Source organism: Arthrobacter pigmenti (genome assembly GCF_011927905.1).
GTDB classification, from domain to species: domain Bacteria; phylum Actinomycetota; class Actinomycetes; order Actinomycetales; family Micrococcaceae; genus Arthrobacter_D; species Arthrobacter_D pigmenti.
This window is the reverse complement of record NZ_JAATJL010000001.1, coordinates 3,690,495-3,707,448: the sequence shown is the minus strand read 5'-3', so window position 1 is coordinate 3,707,448 and position 16,954 is coordinate 3,690,495. Positions and strand designations below refer to the sequence as shown.

Annotated in this window: 17 protein-coding genes; 7 read left to right on the top strand and 10 right to left on the bottom strand. The window is 62.6% G+C overall.

Annotated features, from left to right (window positions below; all coding sequences use genetic code 11):
• Positions 1-10 precede the first annotated feature (10 nt).
• The 5 genes from BJ994_RS17535 to BJ994_RS17515 all read right to left on the bottom strand — a co-directional run bounded on the left by BJ994_RS17535 (position 11) and on the right by BJ994_RS17515 (position 2,561).
• On the bottom strand, positions 11-532 hold the full coding sequence (locus tag BJ994_RS17535) for a GNAT family N-acetyltransferase (protein ID WP_209067021.1): 522 nt from the start codon (positions 530-532) through the stop codon (positions 11-13).
• 82 nt (positions 533-614) lie between these two features.
• Positions 615-1,142: a GNAT family N-acetyltransferase gene (locus tag BJ994_RS17530; RefSeq protein ID WP_167995686.1), complete on the bottom strand. Its 528-nt coding sequence runs from the start codon at positions 1,140-1,142 to the stop codon at positions 615-617.
• Positions 1,114-1,761, bottom strand: a complete 648-nt coding sequence (locus BJ994_RS17525) for a class I SAM-dependent methyltransferase (RefSeq protein WP_167995685.1) — start codon at positions 1,759-1,761, stop codon at positions 1,114-1,116. Before BJ994_RS17525 ends, BJ994_RS17530 begins: the two co-directional genes overlap by 29 nt.
• Positions 1,758-2,099 (bottom strand): thiamine-binding protein, encoded by a 342-nt coding sequence (locus BJ994_RS17520; protein ID WP_167995684.1) that lies wholly within the window; start codon positions 2,097-2,099, stop codon positions 1,758-1,760. The genes BJ994_RS17525 and BJ994_RS17520 overlap by 4 nt, the downstream gene beginning before the upstream one ends.
• Before the next feature lie 12 nt (positions 2,100-2,111).
• Positions 2,112-2,561 carry a GNAT family N-acetyltransferase gene (locus BJ994_RS17515; RefSeq protein WP_167995683.1) on the bottom strand — a complete coding sequence of 150 codons (450 nt, stop codon included), beginning with the start codon at positions 2,559-2,561 and terminating at the stop codon, positions 2,112-2,114.
• Between the two features lie 319 nt (positions 2,562-2,880).
• Between BJ994_RS17515 and BJ994_RS17510 the strand changes: the two genes are divergently transcribed.
• Positions 2,881-3,498: a hypothetical protein gene (locus BJ994_RS17510; RefSeq protein WP_167995682.1), complete on the top strand. Its 618-nt coding sequence runs from the start codon at positions 2,881-2,883 to the stop codon at positions 3,496-3,498.
• Positions 3,499-3,832: 334 nt separating this feature from the next.
• Positions 3,833-6,178: an AAA family ATPase gene (locus BJ994_RS17505; protein WP_167995681.1), complete on the top strand. Its 2,346-nt coding sequence runs from the start codon at positions 3,833-3,835 to the stop codon at positions 6,176-6,178.
• Between the two features lie 206 nt (positions 6,179-6,384).
• On the opposite strand, the gene BJ994_RS18580 is transcribed toward BJ994_RS17505, so the two are convergent.
• Complete coding sequence (locus tag BJ994_RS18580; protein ID WP_425339410.1) at positions 6,385-6,705, bottom strand: GIY-YIG nuclease family protein; 321 nt, start codon at positions 6,703-6,705, stop codon at positions 6,385-6,387.
• Positions 6,706-6,813: 108 nt separating this feature from the next.
• Between BJ994_RS18580 and pta the strand changes: the two genes are divergently transcribed.
• Positions 6,814-8,901 (top strand): phosphate acetyltransferase, encoded by a 2,088-nt coding sequence (gene pta, locus BJ994_RS17500; RefSeq protein WP_167995680.1) that lies wholly within the window; start codon positions 6,814-6,816, stop codon positions 8,899-8,901.
• A complete protein-coding gene (locus tag BJ994_RS17495) occupies positions 8,898-10,022 on the top strand; it encodes an acetate/propionate family kinase (RefSeq protein ID WP_167995679.1) in 1,125 nt (374 codons plus the stop codon). The genes pta and BJ994_RS17495 overlap by 4 nt, the downstream gene beginning before the upstream one ends.
• A 22-nt stretch (positions 10,023-10,044) precedes the next feature.
• Here the strand turns inward: BJ994_RS17495 and aztD are convergent, their stop codons facing one another.
• From aztD to BJ994_RS17480, 3 genes are read right to left on the bottom strand one after another with little or no spacing between them, the layout of a single operon-like run.
• A complete protein-coding gene (gene aztD / locus BJ994_RS17490; RefSeq protein ID WP_167995678.1) occupies positions 10,045-11,274 on the bottom strand; it encodes a zinc metallochaperone AztD in 1,230 nt (409 codons plus the stop codon).
• Positions 11,275-11,315: 41 nt separating this feature from the next.
• Positions 11,316-11,627: an AzlD domain-containing protein gene (locus BJ994_RS17485; RefSeq protein ID WP_167995677.1), complete on the bottom strand. Its 312-nt coding sequence runs from the start codon at positions 11,625-11,627 to the stop codon at positions 11,316-11,318.
• A complete protein-coding gene (locus BJ994_RS17480) occupies positions 11,628-12,344 on the bottom strand; it encodes an AzlC family ABC transporter permease (RefSeq protein ID WP_342450422.1) in 717 nt (238 codons plus the stop codon). It lies immediately after the preceding gene.
• A gap of 110 nt (positions 12,345-12,454) precedes the next feature.
• Here BJ994_RS17480 and BJ994_RS17475 point away from each other — a divergent pair, with 110 nt between their 5' ends.
• From BJ994_RS17475 to BJ994_RS17465, 3 genes are all read left to right on the top strand, one after another.
• On the top strand, positions 12,455-13,630 hold the full coding sequence (locus BJ994_RS17475) for a zinc-dependent alcohol dehydrogenase (RefSeq protein ID WP_167995675.1): 1,176 nt from the start codon (positions 12,455-12,457) through the stop codon (positions 13,628-13,630).
• A 182-nt stretch (positions 13,631-13,812) separates the two neighbouring features.
• Positions 13,813-14,538 carry a hypothetical protein gene (locus BJ994_RS17470; RefSeq protein ID WP_167995674.1) on the top strand — a complete coding sequence of 242 codons (726 nt, stop codon included), beginning with the start codon at positions 13,813-13,815 and terminating at the stop codon, positions 14,536-14,538.
• The gene (locus BJ994_RS17465) at positions 14,532-15,161 is read left to right on the top strand and encodes an RES family NAD+ phosphorylase (protein WP_342450421.1); all 630 of its coding nucleotides are present in this window, start codon (positions 14,532-14,534) and stop codon (positions 15,159-15,161) included. The genes BJ994_RS17470 and BJ994_RS17465 overlap by 7 nt, the downstream gene beginning before the upstream one ends.
• Here BJ994_RS17465 and BJ994_RS17460 read toward each other — a convergent pair.
• The gene (locus BJ994_RS17460) at positions 15,158-16,954 is read right to left on the bottom strand and encodes a glycoside hydrolase family 15 protein (protein WP_167995672.1); all 1,797 of its coding nucleotides are present in this window, start codon (positions 16,952-16,954) and stop codon (positions 15,158-15,160) included. The two genes, BJ994_RS17465 and BJ994_RS17460, sit on opposite strands and share 4 nt — an antisense overlap.

Here is a 16,954-nt window from a genome sequence, read left to right as displayed (position 1 = left end):
GGTTATTCGTTCAATGGGCGGGCGCCGACATGGCGGGCCGGACCATCCGGATATCGTTCAGCCCGTTCCAGCGCTCGGAGAGCTGCTCTTTCGCGCCATCCGGTTCGAAGCCCAGCTTCCGGTAGAACGCAATAGCGCGTTCGTTCCCGTCCAGCACCCACACGCACGCGGCGGCGTTGCCGATCACCGCATCGGCGAGCGCCTGTCCAAGCCCCGTCCCGTAGTGCTCTTCGAGCACGTAGATCATGAACAGTTCGACGTCGGTGGGCGGGTTGTCGCCCCGGGTGGCACCGCCGCCGGCGATACCGACTATCGCGCCGTCGTCGTCCACTGCCACGAACGGCACTACGCCGGTCGCGTCGAAGCCCATCCGCCAGGCTTCAGCCTGCGCTTCGATGCTGTCGTCAAGGCCGGCGAGAATCTCCTCGCTGAGCTTGCCGCGGTAGGCCTGCCGCCAGCCCTGGTTCTTCATGCGCAGGGCGGCTTCGATCTCGTGGATGCGGAGTGGTCGGATGGTCACCATGGCGTTCATGCTATCCCCCGGATGGGGAACTTTCGTGCAGCTCTGGCGACTCAGACGGCGCTCCACCTCACCGGACCTGCACGAATCTTCCCTATTGAAGCCGGTGCATACGGAACATCGGCTTCGAGTGCCAGACCGGCCCGCACAGGGCGGTGATGCCGTCCGGCTCGAAACCGTTCCGACGATAGAACCGCTCCGCCCGCGGATTGTCGTTCAGGATCCACAGGTACGCAGGCGAGGAACCGATGGCGATATCCAGCAGCCGTTGCCCCAGCCCCGAGCCGTGCGTGGACGCGAGGGTGTAGATGTGGTGCAACTCGAAGTCGGGCCGATCGTCGTCGCGGCCGGGGCCGGACTTCGCGATTCCGGCAGGCGCACCAGAGGCGTCGAACGCCACCCAACTGGTGACGCCGTCGTCGTCCGCCAGGGAAGCGCGACGGTTGCGGATCATGACAGGCAGCTCCGCGTCGTAATGCTCGTGGAATTGCTGCGGCATGATGTGGGCGTACGTCTCGTGAAGGGCGGCGACGTGGGTCCGGGCGTAGGCTTCGGCGTCGTCGACCGTTGCCTCGCGGATAACAAACTGCGTTCTAGTTGACGATGGCGATTGCAAACCCATCCCAGTCCTTGGTTCCTACGGTTTGTACAGCGGTGGCCTCCAGCCGCGGGTGGCTGCCGAGCAGTTCCAGTGCCTTGCGGGTGCCGCGGATGTCGTCGTCGTCGCTGTTTTCGTCGAGGACGCCACCGCCGCGCACCACATTGTCGAGAACTATGACCGAGCCCGGGCGGGCGAGTTTCACCGCCCACTCGAGGTAGTTCGGGTTGTTCGCCTTGTCGGCGTCAATGAAGAACAGGTCGTACGGACCGGTGAGCGTCGGCAGGGTCTCGAGGGCGGCTCCCACGTGCACGGTTACCTTGTGCCCGACGTCGGCTGCCTCCAGATTGCGCCGGGCAATCTCGGCGTGGGCCGGTTCGTATTCGCATGTGTCGATCGTGCCGTCGTCGGGAATGCCGCGGGCGAGCCAGATGGTACTGAAACCGCCGAGGGTGCCGATCTCCAGTACGCGCTTCGCCTGGTGGATGCGGGCGAGCAGCAGGAGGAACTTACCCTGCCCTGCCGTGACCTCGATCGCCGGCATGCCCGCGTTGCGGGTGTTCTCGACGGCTGCCAGAAGGGCAGCGTCGGGCTTGACGACGGTCTCGTTGAGGTAGCCATCCACCTCCGCCCAGCGGTTCACGAGTGGCCCTGGTACTCGTCCATCTCGTCGATGGCGCGTTCAAGCCGTTCCACTTTGCCGGTCAACTCGCCGGTGTGCCCGGGGCGGATGTCGGCCTTCAGCACAAGCGAGACGCGGCTCCCGTATTTGGCGACGGCCTCGGTGGCACGTTTGACGACGTCCATCACCTCATCCCATTCGCCCTCGATCTCGGTGAACATCGAACTGGTCGAGTTGGGCAATCCGGAAGCGCGCACGATCTTCACGGCTTCCGCCACGGCGGCGTGGACGGACCCGTCGGCATTTTCTTTATCCTCGCCGAAACGGCCTGACGGTGCGACTGAGAAGGCTACAAGCATGGAGTTAGTCTCTCAGGTTTGCTCCGTGCGGTCACCCGTTTGCAGTTCGAGACTCATCCAGCGTTCGGGACTGGTGATCTGTTTGAATCCGAATTTCCGGTACAGCTCATGGGCGTCTCCAGTTCGGAGCATGATGCGCTTTATGGACGGTTTCCCTAAGTCCGCGCAGATTGCCTCGACAAGCGCGACGCCGACGCCCTGTCCCCGCACGCTCGTATCCACGAAGACATCGCACAGCCACGCGAAGGTCACGGCGTCGGTCACCACGCGCGCGTAGGCAACCTGCCTGCCGTCCTTATAGACGCCGTAGTTGCGGGATCCTTCGATCGCGGCGTCCTGTGTTTCACGCGGCCTGCCCAGCGCCCAGTACGCCTCCTGGGAGAGCCAGGCGTGGACCTGCTCGCGGTCAATGCGCGCGGTGTCTGCGGAGATCTCGAAGCCGTCGGGGAGTTTGGTGCTCACGCCGCCATTCTCGCACTCGGGGATTGGCTTCAACTGCGACCGACGATCGAGCCAACAAACCCGTCGATGGGCGAAGCAAGCGATGGCCGTTCAGAGTGCCATCACCGCTGAGCGCTCATCTTGCCGGTACCTGTCGACTGGCCTTGCGAGATCTGGTGCGCGATGTTTAGAGCCCTGCGCACATCTGTTGCAGAGGATGGAGGGGGACCCAAACGCAACGCGATATCAGGTTCGTCTGGCCTGTTGCGAAAGGGTGTGCCTGCTGCCACACCCCGTCTAAGCAGACGGAGACATTGGGTGGTTGCGCTAAGTTCGAAGTATGTCCTCACAGATCTTAGCACAATCAGTAGAGCAGTCCGATGGAAGCCCCGCAGCAATCATCATTTCGCTTGTTGCAGCAGCGGCTGCAGTAGCCGCAGTAGTCGTAGCAAGGCGGGCGCTGGACTACACCAAAGGGGAACCATTGCGTGCAGTGCAACGGAAACTCAATGATGAGCTGAGGGAAAGAGGCACCTCACTCATCGAAGACATAGGAGCGCTTTTAACCGCTTTGCGGTTGGGAAAGAACATTCCCCAAGAATCGCCGGCCCTCGAGGAGTGCCGGTCGTTTCTCAATAACCTTGCGACGCGCCGCCCACAAGGTAGTGATGCCAGCAGACACCGATCAACAGCCGTTCACCTCCAATCCCTCTCGATAGCTTGGGAATCTACCGCTCACAAGCAGCGACGAGTAGACGAAGATGAGGCGTATCTGGCGCAGCGCCGGGCGGCAGGGGACACCGACCTGACCAAACGGACAACGCAATTGAACCAAGATACGCGCGGTCGTGATGCTGCCTATCTGGAGGTGAAGGGAAAAGCAGAGAAGGCGCTTGAAGCGCTGGAGGGCGAAATCAGTGTGCTCGACCGATTGGACCGCGGGGAGATCCAAGGATAGAGGATTGAATGAACCTGACACCGTCGTGCCACAACCCGTAGAAACCCCGGGGAGGACCGCCACCTCTTTCGCACTTGGCTTGTAGCACCGAAAAGATGCTCCTCTCAAAGGATTAAACCGCATGGTCGAAAGTGGTCCTTTTTGCCACCCCTCTCAGACCTCCCCTTGTCGGAATGTGCAGCCGGCTAGTACAACATCGTCGGAGATCACTGCTGCGCCCTCTATCCGATCCCGAGGATTGAGCTGATTGGCTCCCCCTACCGGTACGGTCAAATTAAGAACGTAAGGACAACCTCGCGCACTTCAGGTGAGGTTGCGACTGCAAGGGGGCTAGATGTCGCACGCACAAGTGAAACGGTTGCGGAAGATTGGTAACTACCGCGCCTTCCAAGGCTGGACTGATGAGGGGCGTGCCACAGAGCTAGGTCGAGTCAATTTGATCTACGGCACCAACGGCAGCGGCAAGAGCACGCTGGCGAACCTCTTTCGCGCATGCTCCAGTTCCGCGCTGGAGGTGCAACTAGCCGGTCTGGAGTTCGACGCCGTCGTCGATGGAAGCCCAGGAGTGGTTACGCAAGCAAGTTCTGCGTTTTGGGAACGCGTTCGAGTTTTCAATGCAGACTATGTCCGCGAAAACCTACGCTTCGATGACGACGCCGGTCCGCGCTCCGACAGCCTCCTTACCCTTGGAAAATCCAATGTCGATGCTGAGGAGCAGCTTCGAACAGCTGAGGCTCGCAAGTCTGAGCTAGAACCTCTCTCGCGGGAAGCTCGGTCAAAGGTAGATGCGCTGGATAGGGCACTTCAACAGCGGCTTACCGAAGTGGCAGGGCAAATCGTGGACGACCTGCGAGCATCGCCCGTGGCGACGTATCGAGCAACCAACTCCTACACGCGGGCGAACGTGCGCGCCCTACTTACCAACGATCGTGCGCTATTCGAAGGAGCATCGCGCGATATTGCCGCTGATCGAGCGATGGCTACATCAGAGGCCAGGGAGGCTTACACGAGGCTCAATCAATCACAACTACCCCGCGCGGCGGATCTTCGTGACACCGCCATCGAGCTACTTGAATCGGACGTGACCTCTCGACCGCTTGAGGCACTTGCGGGCAGCCCCGATCGCGCCGCGTGGGTGCAAAAAGGTGTCGAACTTCACACTGAGATCCACACGTGTCTTTTCTGCGAGAACGCCATCTCAGCTGAGAGAAGGCGCGATTTGGCCGCGCATTTCGACGAGTCCCTCACCGATTTGCAGTCGCGTCTAGATACGCACATCGATCTAATTAAGCAGACCTGCGCAACCGTAAACCTGATGGTAGACAGCGTCCCCAGGGACGCAGACTTGTACCCTGATCTTGCAGGGGAATTGCGTATGGCTCGATCCGACTTTCGTGATCAGAACGACCAATTCCAAGATGACATCCGCCACATCCTCGATGCGCTCCAGCTCAAAAGGGACAAGCCGTTTTCCGTCGCATCAATCGATCTACCGCCTCTTGTAGTTCCCTCGCTTCAAAGCGTGACAGAGGTGGTGGGCAAGCATGAACACAAGCGCTCCACGCACACGAATGAAGCAGCTGCGGCCGCTCGCCGCGTCGAACTGGCACGCGTCCAGTCACTCGCTGACGACTACGATCAGCGCAGGGCTGCAGTCCTCGACCAGAATGCGAAGGCGGAGGAGCTTGCTACTGAGTTACGTCAGCTCAGCGAACTCATCATTAGCCTAAGTAATAAAGGCGCGGATCCTGTACCTCAGGCGTCCGAACTCACGAGCGATGTTGCGAGACTCCTTGGCCGCGCAGATCTCAAGTTTGAGCCAAGCGCCGATGGTAAGCACTACCGCATTGAGCGGGCGGGAGCACCAGCAACTCACCTGAGTGAGGGTGAGAGGACTGCAATCGCGCTGTTACATTTTCTTGCAAGTGTCCGAAGAGGCGTACTATCCGGCGACGAACCCATAGTCGTGGTCGATGACCCGGTGTCAAGCATGGATGACGGAATTCTGTTCGGTGTTTCTTCCTTCCTTTGGTCGTCCCTGGTTGAAAATGAGTATGCAAGTCAGGTGATCTTGCTGACTCACAACTTCGAACTTTTCCGACAATGGGTAATGCAGCTGGAGAATGCTGGCCGCCACGTTTCGGGCGGTTTCACAATCCATGAGATTCGTATGCGTTATCGTCCTCACCGATCGGGCACGCCACGCCGGCTTCCGCAACTCGATCCTTGGACCGACGATAAAAAGCAGAGTCGCCGGTTGCGTTCGCTCTACCATTTTTTGTTTGCGCGAGTAGCTAAGTCGGTCACTGACGCGTCACCGGAGCTAGGCCTTGCTGAACGTATGGATCTTCTTGCGCTCGTTCCGAACGCCGCTCGCAAAATGGTTGAGGCATTTCTGAGCTTTAGATACCCGCAGCACATCGGTAATTTTCACGCCGGGATGAAGGCTGCGATGGACGCACTCGACGACCCGGCGGTCCGGACACACGTCGAGCGATATCTCCACACTTACTCACACAACGAAGAAGGGAACGTCTCTGCCATGCTCGATCCAAGTGAGGCCTCCATAGTGCTTCGCTCGCTCTTTCTCCTCATTCGAGCCAACGATTCAGAACACCTCTCGGCGATGTGCCAAGCGTTGGAAATCGATGAGGGCGCGCTGTTCGCAATTCCGGACTAGTCAGAATCTCTGTCCTGAGTGAGCCACGGCGTTCAAGCCGGAGAGCCGGATGGTGCCAATCTCGGGTGACATGACTGGATCCGCGGCCCAGGGAGGGAAAACGAGTGACAGAGGCTGTTAAACGGGATAAGCACTCCGCCTTTGCGCGTGCTGTTCCTCGAACCCAACGGTGGCAAACTCCTGCGCTGATTTGTGGGCGCGCTTCGTTACTGCCCTTTACTAGCATCCAAAGTCCACTGTTCCGCTTCAGAGGCGAGACGGCTGCGAGCCACTCGGAGGTGCTGCAACCTGGCCGGATTGTGTGCAATGTTCAGCGGTGGAGTCCATCGCATAATCACATCAATCTCCACTCGCTCGAGCTTTGAGACAGGCAAGCCTTCCGGCATCGGCAACACGCTCAAACTGAGGTGCTCGTGCATCCACCGGGTCAGAAGATAGTCGCCTTCGGGTTCCAACCCGAAGTTAGCAAACCGCTCTGGATTCTCCTTATTTCGCGGGACCCCGTGAAGCCCAAGCGGCTCTTGCAGCAGAGCAGCAAATGAGCGTCATGGGACTCGCCCTCAGCGCGCCGTCAATAGGCCGGCGTGGACTAACTAACAGTGACTACACACCGGTGATTGTGCTTCGATGGGCCAATGACCACCCGAGGAATTTACGTCAGCGCGATGGGCCCCGGGTCCGGCAAGTCACTCATTTCCCTCGGGCTGGCGAGCATGCTTTCCAGTCACGCGGACAGGATCGGCTTCTTCCGCCCCATCTCGGAGGCTGAGCACGAGGATCCCATGGTCCTGCTCATGCGCCGCACCTTCAGCCTCGATGAGAAGACCGCCCGTAGCGGGATGACCCGAGCCGAGGCACGCGCGCTCCTGGTCGCCGGGGAGCGCGAGGAAATCGACGCCCGGTGCGTGGCCGCCTACAGCGACATGGCGCAGTCCTGCGACGTGATCATCGTTGAGGGCACGGACCTCACCGGCCAGGACGCCGCCGTCGAATTCGACCTCAACGCGCGCCTCGCCAACAACCTCGGCGCCATGGTGCTCGCCGTTGTCAGTGCGAAGGACATGACTGCCGCGGAGGCGGCTGACGCCGTCGACGTCGCTCGCCGGGAGCTCGACGCCGCTGAAGTCTCGCTGCTGGCGATGATGGTGAACCGGGCCGACGACGACGCCGTGGCCGCCATCCGCGAACAGGTGCGGCCTGGGCGGTCGGGCCGGCCGGTCTACGTCATCCCCGAGCTCAGCGAGATTTCGCAGCCGACTATTGCGGAGGTTGCCTGCGCTCTGGACGCCAGGCATATTGCAGGCAGTGCCACGCTTGAGCGGGACGTAAGTTCGGTCCGTGTTGCCGCGATGAACGTCGGTCATTTCCTTGAGCTCTTGACCCACGGCGCGCTGGTTATCGTTCCCGGCGACCGGGCGGACGTGCTGGTGGCCACGGTGGCGTCGTCGTTCTCGCCGGAGTTCCCTGTGCCGTCCGGCATGATCCTCACCGGAGGACTGACCCCTGACCCAAATATCCTCGCGCTGTTGGCCCATGCGACCTTCCCGGTCTTCGCGGTCGACGACGACACCTACACCGCAGCCAAGCACGTCAGCGAAGTGCGCGGAGAGATCGCGACGGGTCTTCGGCGGAAGGCCGCCGCAGCACTCGGCGTGTGGTCCCGGCAGGTGGACGCCGCAGAGTTGCTGGAACGGCTTGAGCTGCCGCGTCCGGTGAAAATGACGCCACTGCGGTTCCTGCACGAGCTCATCGAGAGGGCGCGTGCCGATCGTAAGCACATCGTGCTACCGGAGGGTCTTGATGAGCGGATCCTGCGGGCAGCAGAGATTCTTCGCCGCCGGGACGTGTGCGACCTGACCATTCTGGGACCCGAGTCGCAGGTGCGGGAGCTGGCTGCGGGACAGGGAATCGACCTGACCGGGCTGACCCTCGTAGACCCAGCGACCTCGGAGCTGCGGGACGAGTTCGCTGCCGAGTACGCGCGGCTGAGGGCCCACAAGAAAGTGTCCCTCGACGACGCCCGCGAACGCATGCTCGAAGGAGCATACTTCGGCACCATGATGGTGCAGCTGGGATACGTCGACGGCATGGTTTCAGGCGCGGCGCACACCACGGCGAACACCATCCGTCCGGCACTTGAGTTCGTGAAGACAAAGGAGGGCGTGAAGATTGTGTCTTCCGTCTTCCTCATGCTGCTGCGCGACCGGGTGCTGGTGTACGGGGACTGCGCCGTCAATCCAGATCCTACCGATGAACAGCTCGCTGACATCGCGATTGCTTCGGCCGAAACGGCTGCTCAGTTCGGCGTTGAACCCAGGGTTGCCATGCTGTCCTACTCGACGGGTGAGTCCGGCTACGGCGGGGCGGTTGACGAGGTGCGGCGGGCTACGGAACTGGTTCGGTCCCAGCGCCCGGACCTCCCGGTGGAGGGGCCGATCCAGTACGACGCCGCCGTCGACGCCTCGATCGCGGCATCGAAGCTTCCCGGTTCATCCGTCGCCGGTCAGGCGACGGTCTTTATATTCCCGGATCTGAATACAGGTAATAACACGTACAAGGCGGTCCAGCAGTCGGCAGGTGCGGTCGCCGTCGGCCCGGTGCTGCAGGGGCTCCGCAAGCCAGTCAATGACCTGTCGCGCGGCTGCACCGTTGAGGACATCGTCAATACCGTGGCCATCACCGCCGTCCAGGCACAGCAACCTACAACGCAGGAGACAACATGATCGTCCTCGTCATCAACTCCGGATCGTCCTCGCTGAAGTACCAGTTGCGGGATACAGGCTCCGGCGAGCGCCTTGCCGAGGGCATCGTCGAGCGTATCGGCGACAGGGCTCACGGCGGGCCAGCCGATCACCAGGAGGCGCTTGAGCAGGTCGCCAAAAACATCGATTCGGCGCTCGAGGGGAAAACGATCGACGCCGTCGGCCATCGGGTGGTGCATGGCGGCGAGCGGTTCAGCGAACCGGTGCTGATCAACAACGAGATCATCCGGGCGATCGAACGCCTCAATCCCCTGGCTCCACTGCACAATCCCGCGAACGTGCAGGGCATCCGCGCAATCGCTGAGAAGTGGCCGGACATGCCGCAAGTCGCGGTTTTCGATACCGCGTTTCACCGGTCGCTGCCGGAGCACGCCTGGCGCTACGCGGTGCCGGGTGACCTGTACAAAAAGTTCGGCATCCGCCGCTACGGGTTCCACGGCACGTCCTTCGAGTATGTGACTCAACGCGCGGCCGCGCTGCTCGGCATGCAAGCGGCGCAGTTCACCGGAATTATCGCGCACCTGGGAAACGGAGCCTCAGTTACGGCAGTTCAAAACGGGCGCAGCATCGATACGTCGATGGGCTTCACCCCGCTCGAAGGACTAGTGATGGGCACGCGTTCCGGCGACATTGACCCGTCAATCCTGTTGTTCCTGCTCCGCGAGGGCTACTCGGAGCACCAGCTCGATCAGCTGCTCAACCGGGAGTCCGGGCTTAGGGGGCTCACCGGCCACAACGACATGCGCTCGGTCGAGGAGGCCGACGATCCCGCCGGAGAGACCGCACTGGAGATAGCCTCCTACCGGCTCGCGAAGTACATCGGCGGGTATCACGTGGCAGTCGGCGGCGCGCAGGCGCTCGTGTTCACCGCCGGCATTGGCGAGAACTCCTGGCGGTTCCGCGAGCGTGTCGTGAAACGGCTGGGCGCCCTCGGCGTGTTTATTGACGACGCCGAGAACCGGAAGAAGAGCGATTCGCCCCGTGAGATCAGCAGCGAGGACTCCGCGTTCCCCGTCCTGGTAGTGCCCACCGACGAAGAAGCGGCAATCGCGGAGGCGACTGCCGCCGTCGTCGGCCTCTGACTGCACCTGCTGCGAAGAGGGGTTAGCCGGTGACGCCCGTCAGCTCGTTCGGCACCTCGGGAAGATCGGCACTCCTGAGAATCTCGCCGCTCTCCAGATCAACGGCGTGGATCCGCTTCGACGCGGGTTCAGTCACGTAGGCGGTGTGCCCCTGCACGAAGACGGTTGGCCGCGGCTCCTGCCACTCCAACGGTTCCTCCCACTGTTCAACCACGGGTACGACGGCGGTTTCCTCCCCGGTCAGCGGGTCCAGGACATGCAGCGCGCCGTCGGTGCCGAGCACGATCGCCTCGCCGTGCGGGCCGCGGGCCAGGGACCGGAACGAGTAGCTTGTGCCCAGGTCTACGAGCTGCAGGGACTTGGTGTCGGTGTTGACCAGGGCGATGGTCTCAGGGCGCTCAAGTTCGGCGTCCTTGTCCTTCTTGTAGTCGCCGAGCACCACCGGCGACTCCTCTGAACCGGCCTGGTTGCCGATCCGCCCGTACGCATCGGGGCTGTCCACCTTGGTGATTTCCCCGCCATCGTAGATCAGGACACCGCTCTGGCAGCCGACGACGACGGCCTCCTCCGCCGCGACAGCCTCACCATGGATGCCGGTGCACTCTTCCGTCGCGACAACTTCCCGCGCTCCGTTGAGCACGGCGATCCCGTTGGCGCCGTCGTTATTCCCGGTTGAAGTGACGAGGGTTCCGTCGGAAAGTTCCACAGCCACGCCATGATGGGCGTCCGGAGCCGTCCACTTCTCGGTTTCAGGCAGGCCCTCGGCGAGGTTGCCGGGATCGAAGATCTCCACCAGCCCGGACCTGTCGTGGAAGAGAATCGTCTGGCCGTCGTGGCGGACCACGTGGCCGGGCTTCTCGGACTCGAACGCGAGGTCCGTGAGTGCCGGCTCGGCAACGTAGTAGTGATCATGGTCTCCGTGTCCCTCGGACCAGGTTCCGGCGTCGAAGACCTCGAAGGCATCGCCGGTGGAAACCAGGACGTGCCGTCCGTCTCCGGCGGGATTAAGGCGGTTGAAGCCGTCGAGCTCCGCGCTCCCTACTTGCTCAAGTGAGCCGGCGTCGAGAACCAGGATGCCGCCGTCGTACGCCAGGACAAGGCGCGGCGTCGCTTCAGTGGCTTCCTCCGTGCCGGAGGGGCTGGGAGTGGACGTAGGGTCCGGTTCGGTGGCGGCGCCGGAACCGCAGGCAGTGAGCAGGAGGCTGGAAACGATAATGGCAGAGGCGCCCCGGGCACGAGAAGAGATTGTCATGCCGCCACGTTAGCATTAAGTGCGAATCATTCTCATTAGCTTCAAGCTGCTCCGAGCAATCGCGCCACGGCGGCCGCGGCGGCTCCGGCCAGTACGACAACGAGGAACGGCGCCCGCAGCCACAGCGCTACGCCGGCGGCAACCAGTGCAGCCAACCGCGCATCGACCACCAACACCTGCCCGGTCGAGAAGGTGTTCACTGCAGTGAGAGAAGCCAGCAACCCGATGGTCAGCGTGCCGGCAACGCGGGTCATCTGCGGATTCTCCATCACCTTCGCAGGCACCAGGTAACCAGCGAGCTTCGTGAGGTAGGCGACTACGCACGCGATCAGGATCCACAGCCACAGGTTCACTTACTTGCCCTCCGATGAGTAGGGGTCGACGTCGGGCTCCAGGCCCTCGCGCGCCGGCCCGTGACTGAACCAGCCGACGACGCCGGCCACCGCGGCGGCTACCAGGATCGGCACCCCGGCGGGCGCAAACGGCACCGCGAGCAGCGTCACCATGGCGCAGACGACGGCGATGGCCGCTGGTTCACGTGCCTTCAGTCGCGGCCACAACAGGCCGAGGAAGGCGGCCACTGCGGCGCCGTCGAGCCCCCACTGCGCCGGGTCGCCGATCGCGTTGCCCACGAGCGCACCCACCAGGGTGAACAGATTCCAGAGCACGTAGATGCCGAGCCCGGCCACCCAGAAACCCCGGCGTTGCTCAAGCGGTTCGCTCTGGCCGGTTGCTGTGGCGGTGGATTCATCGATCGTGACCTGCGCTGCCGCGAAGCGCTTCCACCCGCGCGGCCGGACCATCGCGTTCATCTGCATCCCGTACACCGCATTCCGGATCCCGAGGAGCCCGGAGGCTGACATCGCGGCAACGCCGCTCCCGCCACCGCCGACCACGCCGATAAACGCGAACTGCGATCCGCCGCTGAACAGCAGCAGGCTCAGCGCCATGGTTTGCCAGAGGTCCAACCCAGAGGCAACGGAGAGCGCACCGAACGACACGCCGTACAGCCCCGTGGCAACCGCTATGGACAACCCAACCCGGACCGCCGGGGACTTCGAAAACTCCACCGGCCAAGCGTATGCCGAGAACAGAAGGCACTTCACTTCCCAAGTGATCACGGCAATACTGAACATAGTCAGCATGCTTAGCAACCAACTCGATACAGGAGGAGCACACCATGAAGGCACTCACCTGGCAGGGCAAGCGGTCAGTCAGCGTCGAGGACGTTCCGGATCCGAGCATCCAGGAACCCACCGACGCCATAGTCCGCATCACGTCCACGGCAATTTGCGGCTCCGACCTCCACCTCTACGAGGTCCTCGGTCCGTTCATGAACAAGGGCGACGTCCTGGGCCACGAACCCATGGGCATCGTCGAGTCGGTCGGCAGCAGCGTGACCAACCTGCAGCCCGGCGACCGCGTGGTCATCCCCTTCAACATCTCCTGCGGCCATTGCTGGATGTGCAACAACGGCCTCCAGTCCCAGTGCGAGACCACGCAGGTCCACCAGCAGGGAACGGGCGCCAGCATCTTCGGCTACTCCGAGCTCTACGGCTCCGTCCCCGGCGGCCAGGCCGAGTACCTCCGCGTCCCGCACGCCGACTACGGCCCGGTGAAGGTCGGCAACGACCTCCCCGATGAGCGCTACCTCTACCTCTCCGACATTCTTCCCACCGCCTGGCAGGCGGTGCAGTACGCAGCAGTGCCCGACGGCGGCACGCTGGCTGTGTTTGGGCTCGGCCCGGTTGGGCAGTTCTCAAGCAGGGTCGGGAAGTACCTTGGGCACAGGGTGATCGCCGTCGAACCCGTCCCGGAGCGTCGCGCGATGGCCGAGCGGCACGGGATCGAAACCGTGGACTTCACCAAGGACGTTGGGGACGTACTCCGGGAGATGACCGATGGCCGCGGGCCGGACGCCGTCGTCGACGCCGTCGGGATGGAAGCACACAACTCACCGCTGGGCGCGTTCGCACAGAACGCCGTCGGGCTCCTCCCGGATGCCATCGCGAAGAAGGCGATTGAGACGGCCGGTGTGGACCGACTGACTGTACTGCATGCGTGCATCGACGCGGTTCGCCGCGGCGGCACCGTTTCGCTCAGCGGCGTATACGGCGGCACGGCGAGCCCCATGCCGCTGCTGACCATGTTCGACAAGCAGATCCAAACCCGGATGGGCCAGTGCAACGTCCGGCGCTGGACGGACGAGCTACTGCCGATCGTAGAAGATCCGTCCGATCCGCTCGGCGTCATGGACCTCAAGACCCACGAGGTGCCGCTGGACGAGGCGCCCGAGGCCTACAAGACGTTCCAGAAGAAGCAGGACGGCTGCATCAAGGTGGTCCTGAAACCGTAATTACCACCAGAGCCGGTAGCCAAAGGAAAAGAGAACCGCCTGCACCGTATCTGGTCCGGGCGCGTTCACCCGGCGCGCCGGTCAGTGGTTTCAGTGAGCTTGATCCAATGACCTACGCCATATCAATCCGGTGAAACCGGCAGTAGGATAGGAACAACGGAACCACGGGAGGAGTGAACCAAATGGCAAGTAGAACCTCCGCAAAACGTCAGCGCCATAGTGCGGTCGCTGACCACATGCGGCGCAGACGGCTTAAGGAACAGACTGAAGGGATTGACCAAGATCCCGGCTGGACCTACGTGCCAATTGCCGTCCCCAACAATGTGCTGGCCCCCGTCGGTGAAGCCGGGGTTGAGGTGCAGCGCATAACTCGAGCACTTCAATCAGGTCTCCAAGCCCAGATGGCCACCTTTTCCCGTTCCCTGGATTACCAACTGCGGAATGCGATGCTCTCCACTGAAGTGCTCCGATCAACGCTCTCTGTGCTCGACGAACCGCCGAGCACGCAAGCTATTCGAGGGCTGCTGGCAACCGAACACTTGTGGCGCGAAATCGAGGATGAGTTTGGCATGCTCACCGCTGCTGAAGTTGCCGACAAGGTTGGTTCGAAAGCTAAAGCGAGGAACGGATACGCCCTCGATAAGCGAAAGGCCGGAGGGCTCATAGGCGTCGAGCGGCTTAACTCCATTGTTTACCCCGGCTTCCAGTTCACCTCGACCGGGACAATCCTGTCCGCCGTCCCAAGGCTGGTGAACATCATCAAGGAGCACGCCAAGAGCGAAGAAGGGCTCGTGCAGTGGTTGTGCAGCCCGAGTGGCTACCTTGAGGGCGATCGACCGGTGGATCATATGGATGACATTGAGGCGGTTGTTGGTGCCGCTCAGGGACATTACGGGGTGGAGTGGTAGTCCTTGGGCCAAACGGCCTACCTTTCAACCCGGAGCCCTACGAGGTGAGTGCGGGAACAGTTTTCTACCGCGTGTATCGGAACAGCTCTGGCCGGGAGGCAAATGCTTTCAATCCGGGCGTGGGTGATCCCACCCGCTTTGCCTTCTTTGGTTCACCGAAGGTGCCCGTGCTCTACGGTGCGGAGACAGAAAAATCCGCAGTAGCGGAGTCGATACTGCATGATGTGCCAATCACAGGTGGTCGTGTGAACCGTGATGATTACGGGGATAAGTTGATGGGTCGTGTCGTCGTGCAGCGTGGCCTTAAGCTGGCTGCTTTCATGGGCGGCGGGTTTCGGACACTGGGAGTTGAAGCATCTAATATCACTCTGACGGACGCATCCCGCTACGAGGAGACGGTCGGTTGGGCGGAAGCCGCTCATCAAGCGGGGTTCGACGGGTGCGTGTGGATGAGCCGCCAGCACAACACCGACATGGCGTATGTCTTCTTCGGGGATGCTGGCCGGGTGCAAGAGATGGACCTGGTGGTCGATCGCACCTATGGCAGGGCGTTCGCCTTCCCGAAGGACCTGGATTGGCTGACGGATATGTGTGGTTCCTTGCGAGTGGATGTCCTCCGTTAGGTCTCATTAGTTGCGGCGTGGATCGCGTCCGCCGCCCGGACCAGCGCCAGGTGTGAGAAGGCCTGCGGGAAGTTGCCCGCCATCCGTGCTTTGCCGGCGTCGTACTCTTCCGAGAGCAGCCCGAGCCCATTGGCGTAGCCCACCAGCTGGTCCATGAGCTTTCGAGCTTCCTCCAGCCGGCCGGTGTGCGCGTACTGCTCAACCAGCCAGAAGGAGCAGGCGAGGAACGGGTGCTCGCCCGGCGCGAGGCCGTCGAGACCCGATTCCGTCCGGTAACGCAGGAGCAGCCCGTGCTCGTCGAGTAGCTCCTGCTCCAGGCGGGCGACGGTGCCGAGCATCAGGGGATCGTCGTACGCCACGAATCCCACCTGCGGCAGCTGCAGCAGCGACGCATCCACCGGCGTGCCGCCGTAGTGCTGCGTGAATGAATTGATTTCGCGGTTGAACCCCTTCTCCAGGATCTCGTCGCGGAGTTCGTCGCGGAGCTTCTCCCAGCGGTCGGCCTCACCCTTCAGCCCGTACTCACGCACCGCGCGGGCACCCCGGTCGAAGGCCGCCCACATCATCACGCGCGAGTGCGTGAAGTAGGCCGGTTCGCCGCGCATCTCCCAGATCCCGTGGTCCTTACGCGCCAGGTGCTTCTCCATGAAACTCAGCAGGGCGTGCTGCAGCGGCCAGGAGAACTTGCCCTCCTCGACACCGCGTTCGCGCAGTTTCTCCAGCGCGACCATCACTTCGCCGACGACGTCGGCCTGGTACTGACTGACGGCGCCGTTGCCGATGCGGACGGGAACCGAGTCTGCGTAGCCGGGCAGGTGGCCGAGCACCTTCTCCGGGAGATCGCGCTCACCGGCAACGCTGTACATGATTTGGAGGTCTTCAGGATCCCCGGCGACGGCGCGCAGCAGCCAGTTGCGCCAGTTCAGCGCCTCATCCTCGTAGCCGTGGGTCATCATGGCCTCGAGGGTGAGGGCGGCGTCCCGCAGCCAGCAGAAGCGGTAGTCCCAGTTGCGTTCGCCGCCGAAGGCTTCGGGCAGGGAGGTGGTTGGCGCTGCGACAATGCCGCCGGTGTCCTCATGCGTCAGGGCGCGCAGCACCAGGAGGGAGCGCTTGACGATCTCGTCGTACTCGCCCTGCTTCTCGCAGCTCGATGCCCAGTCCTGCCAATAGTCGATGGTGTCCTGCAGGGTCGCATCGAAGTCCAGCGGTTCCGGCTGCGACCGGTGCGACGGGTACCAGACCAGCTCCAGGTCGAACTTCTCACCGGGCTCGACGGTGAATTCGCCGACGTGCTTGTGGTCCGCCGCCTTCGGCAGGTGGTCGCCACGGAGCAACAGTGCGTCCGGGCCTGCCATCGCCAGAATGCCGGCTCCGCCGTGCTCATGCGTTCGCCGTACCCACGGCAGCACTTCCCCGTAGCCAAAGCGGACCACGAGTTCCTGGCGCATCGGCACTGAGCCGCTGATGCCCTCGATCCGGCGTGCCAGGGAAGCCCGGCGGTCGTGGATCGGCATGAAATCCGTGACGAGGACCTCGCCTGCTTCCGTACGCCACCGCGACTGCACCACGAACGTGGACTCGATGTACTTCCACTCCACAAGGTCGGCGACCCCGGCTCCATGCGCGGGGGCCACGACCCACCGTCCGTGGTTCTCGTTGCCCAACAGCGCCGCGAACACGGACGGGGAATCGAACCGTGGGTAGCAGAGCCAGTCAACGCTGCCTCCGCGGGACACCAGGGCTCCCGTGTGGAGGTCGGAAATAAGTGCATAATCCTCAATCGGCATGGCCAT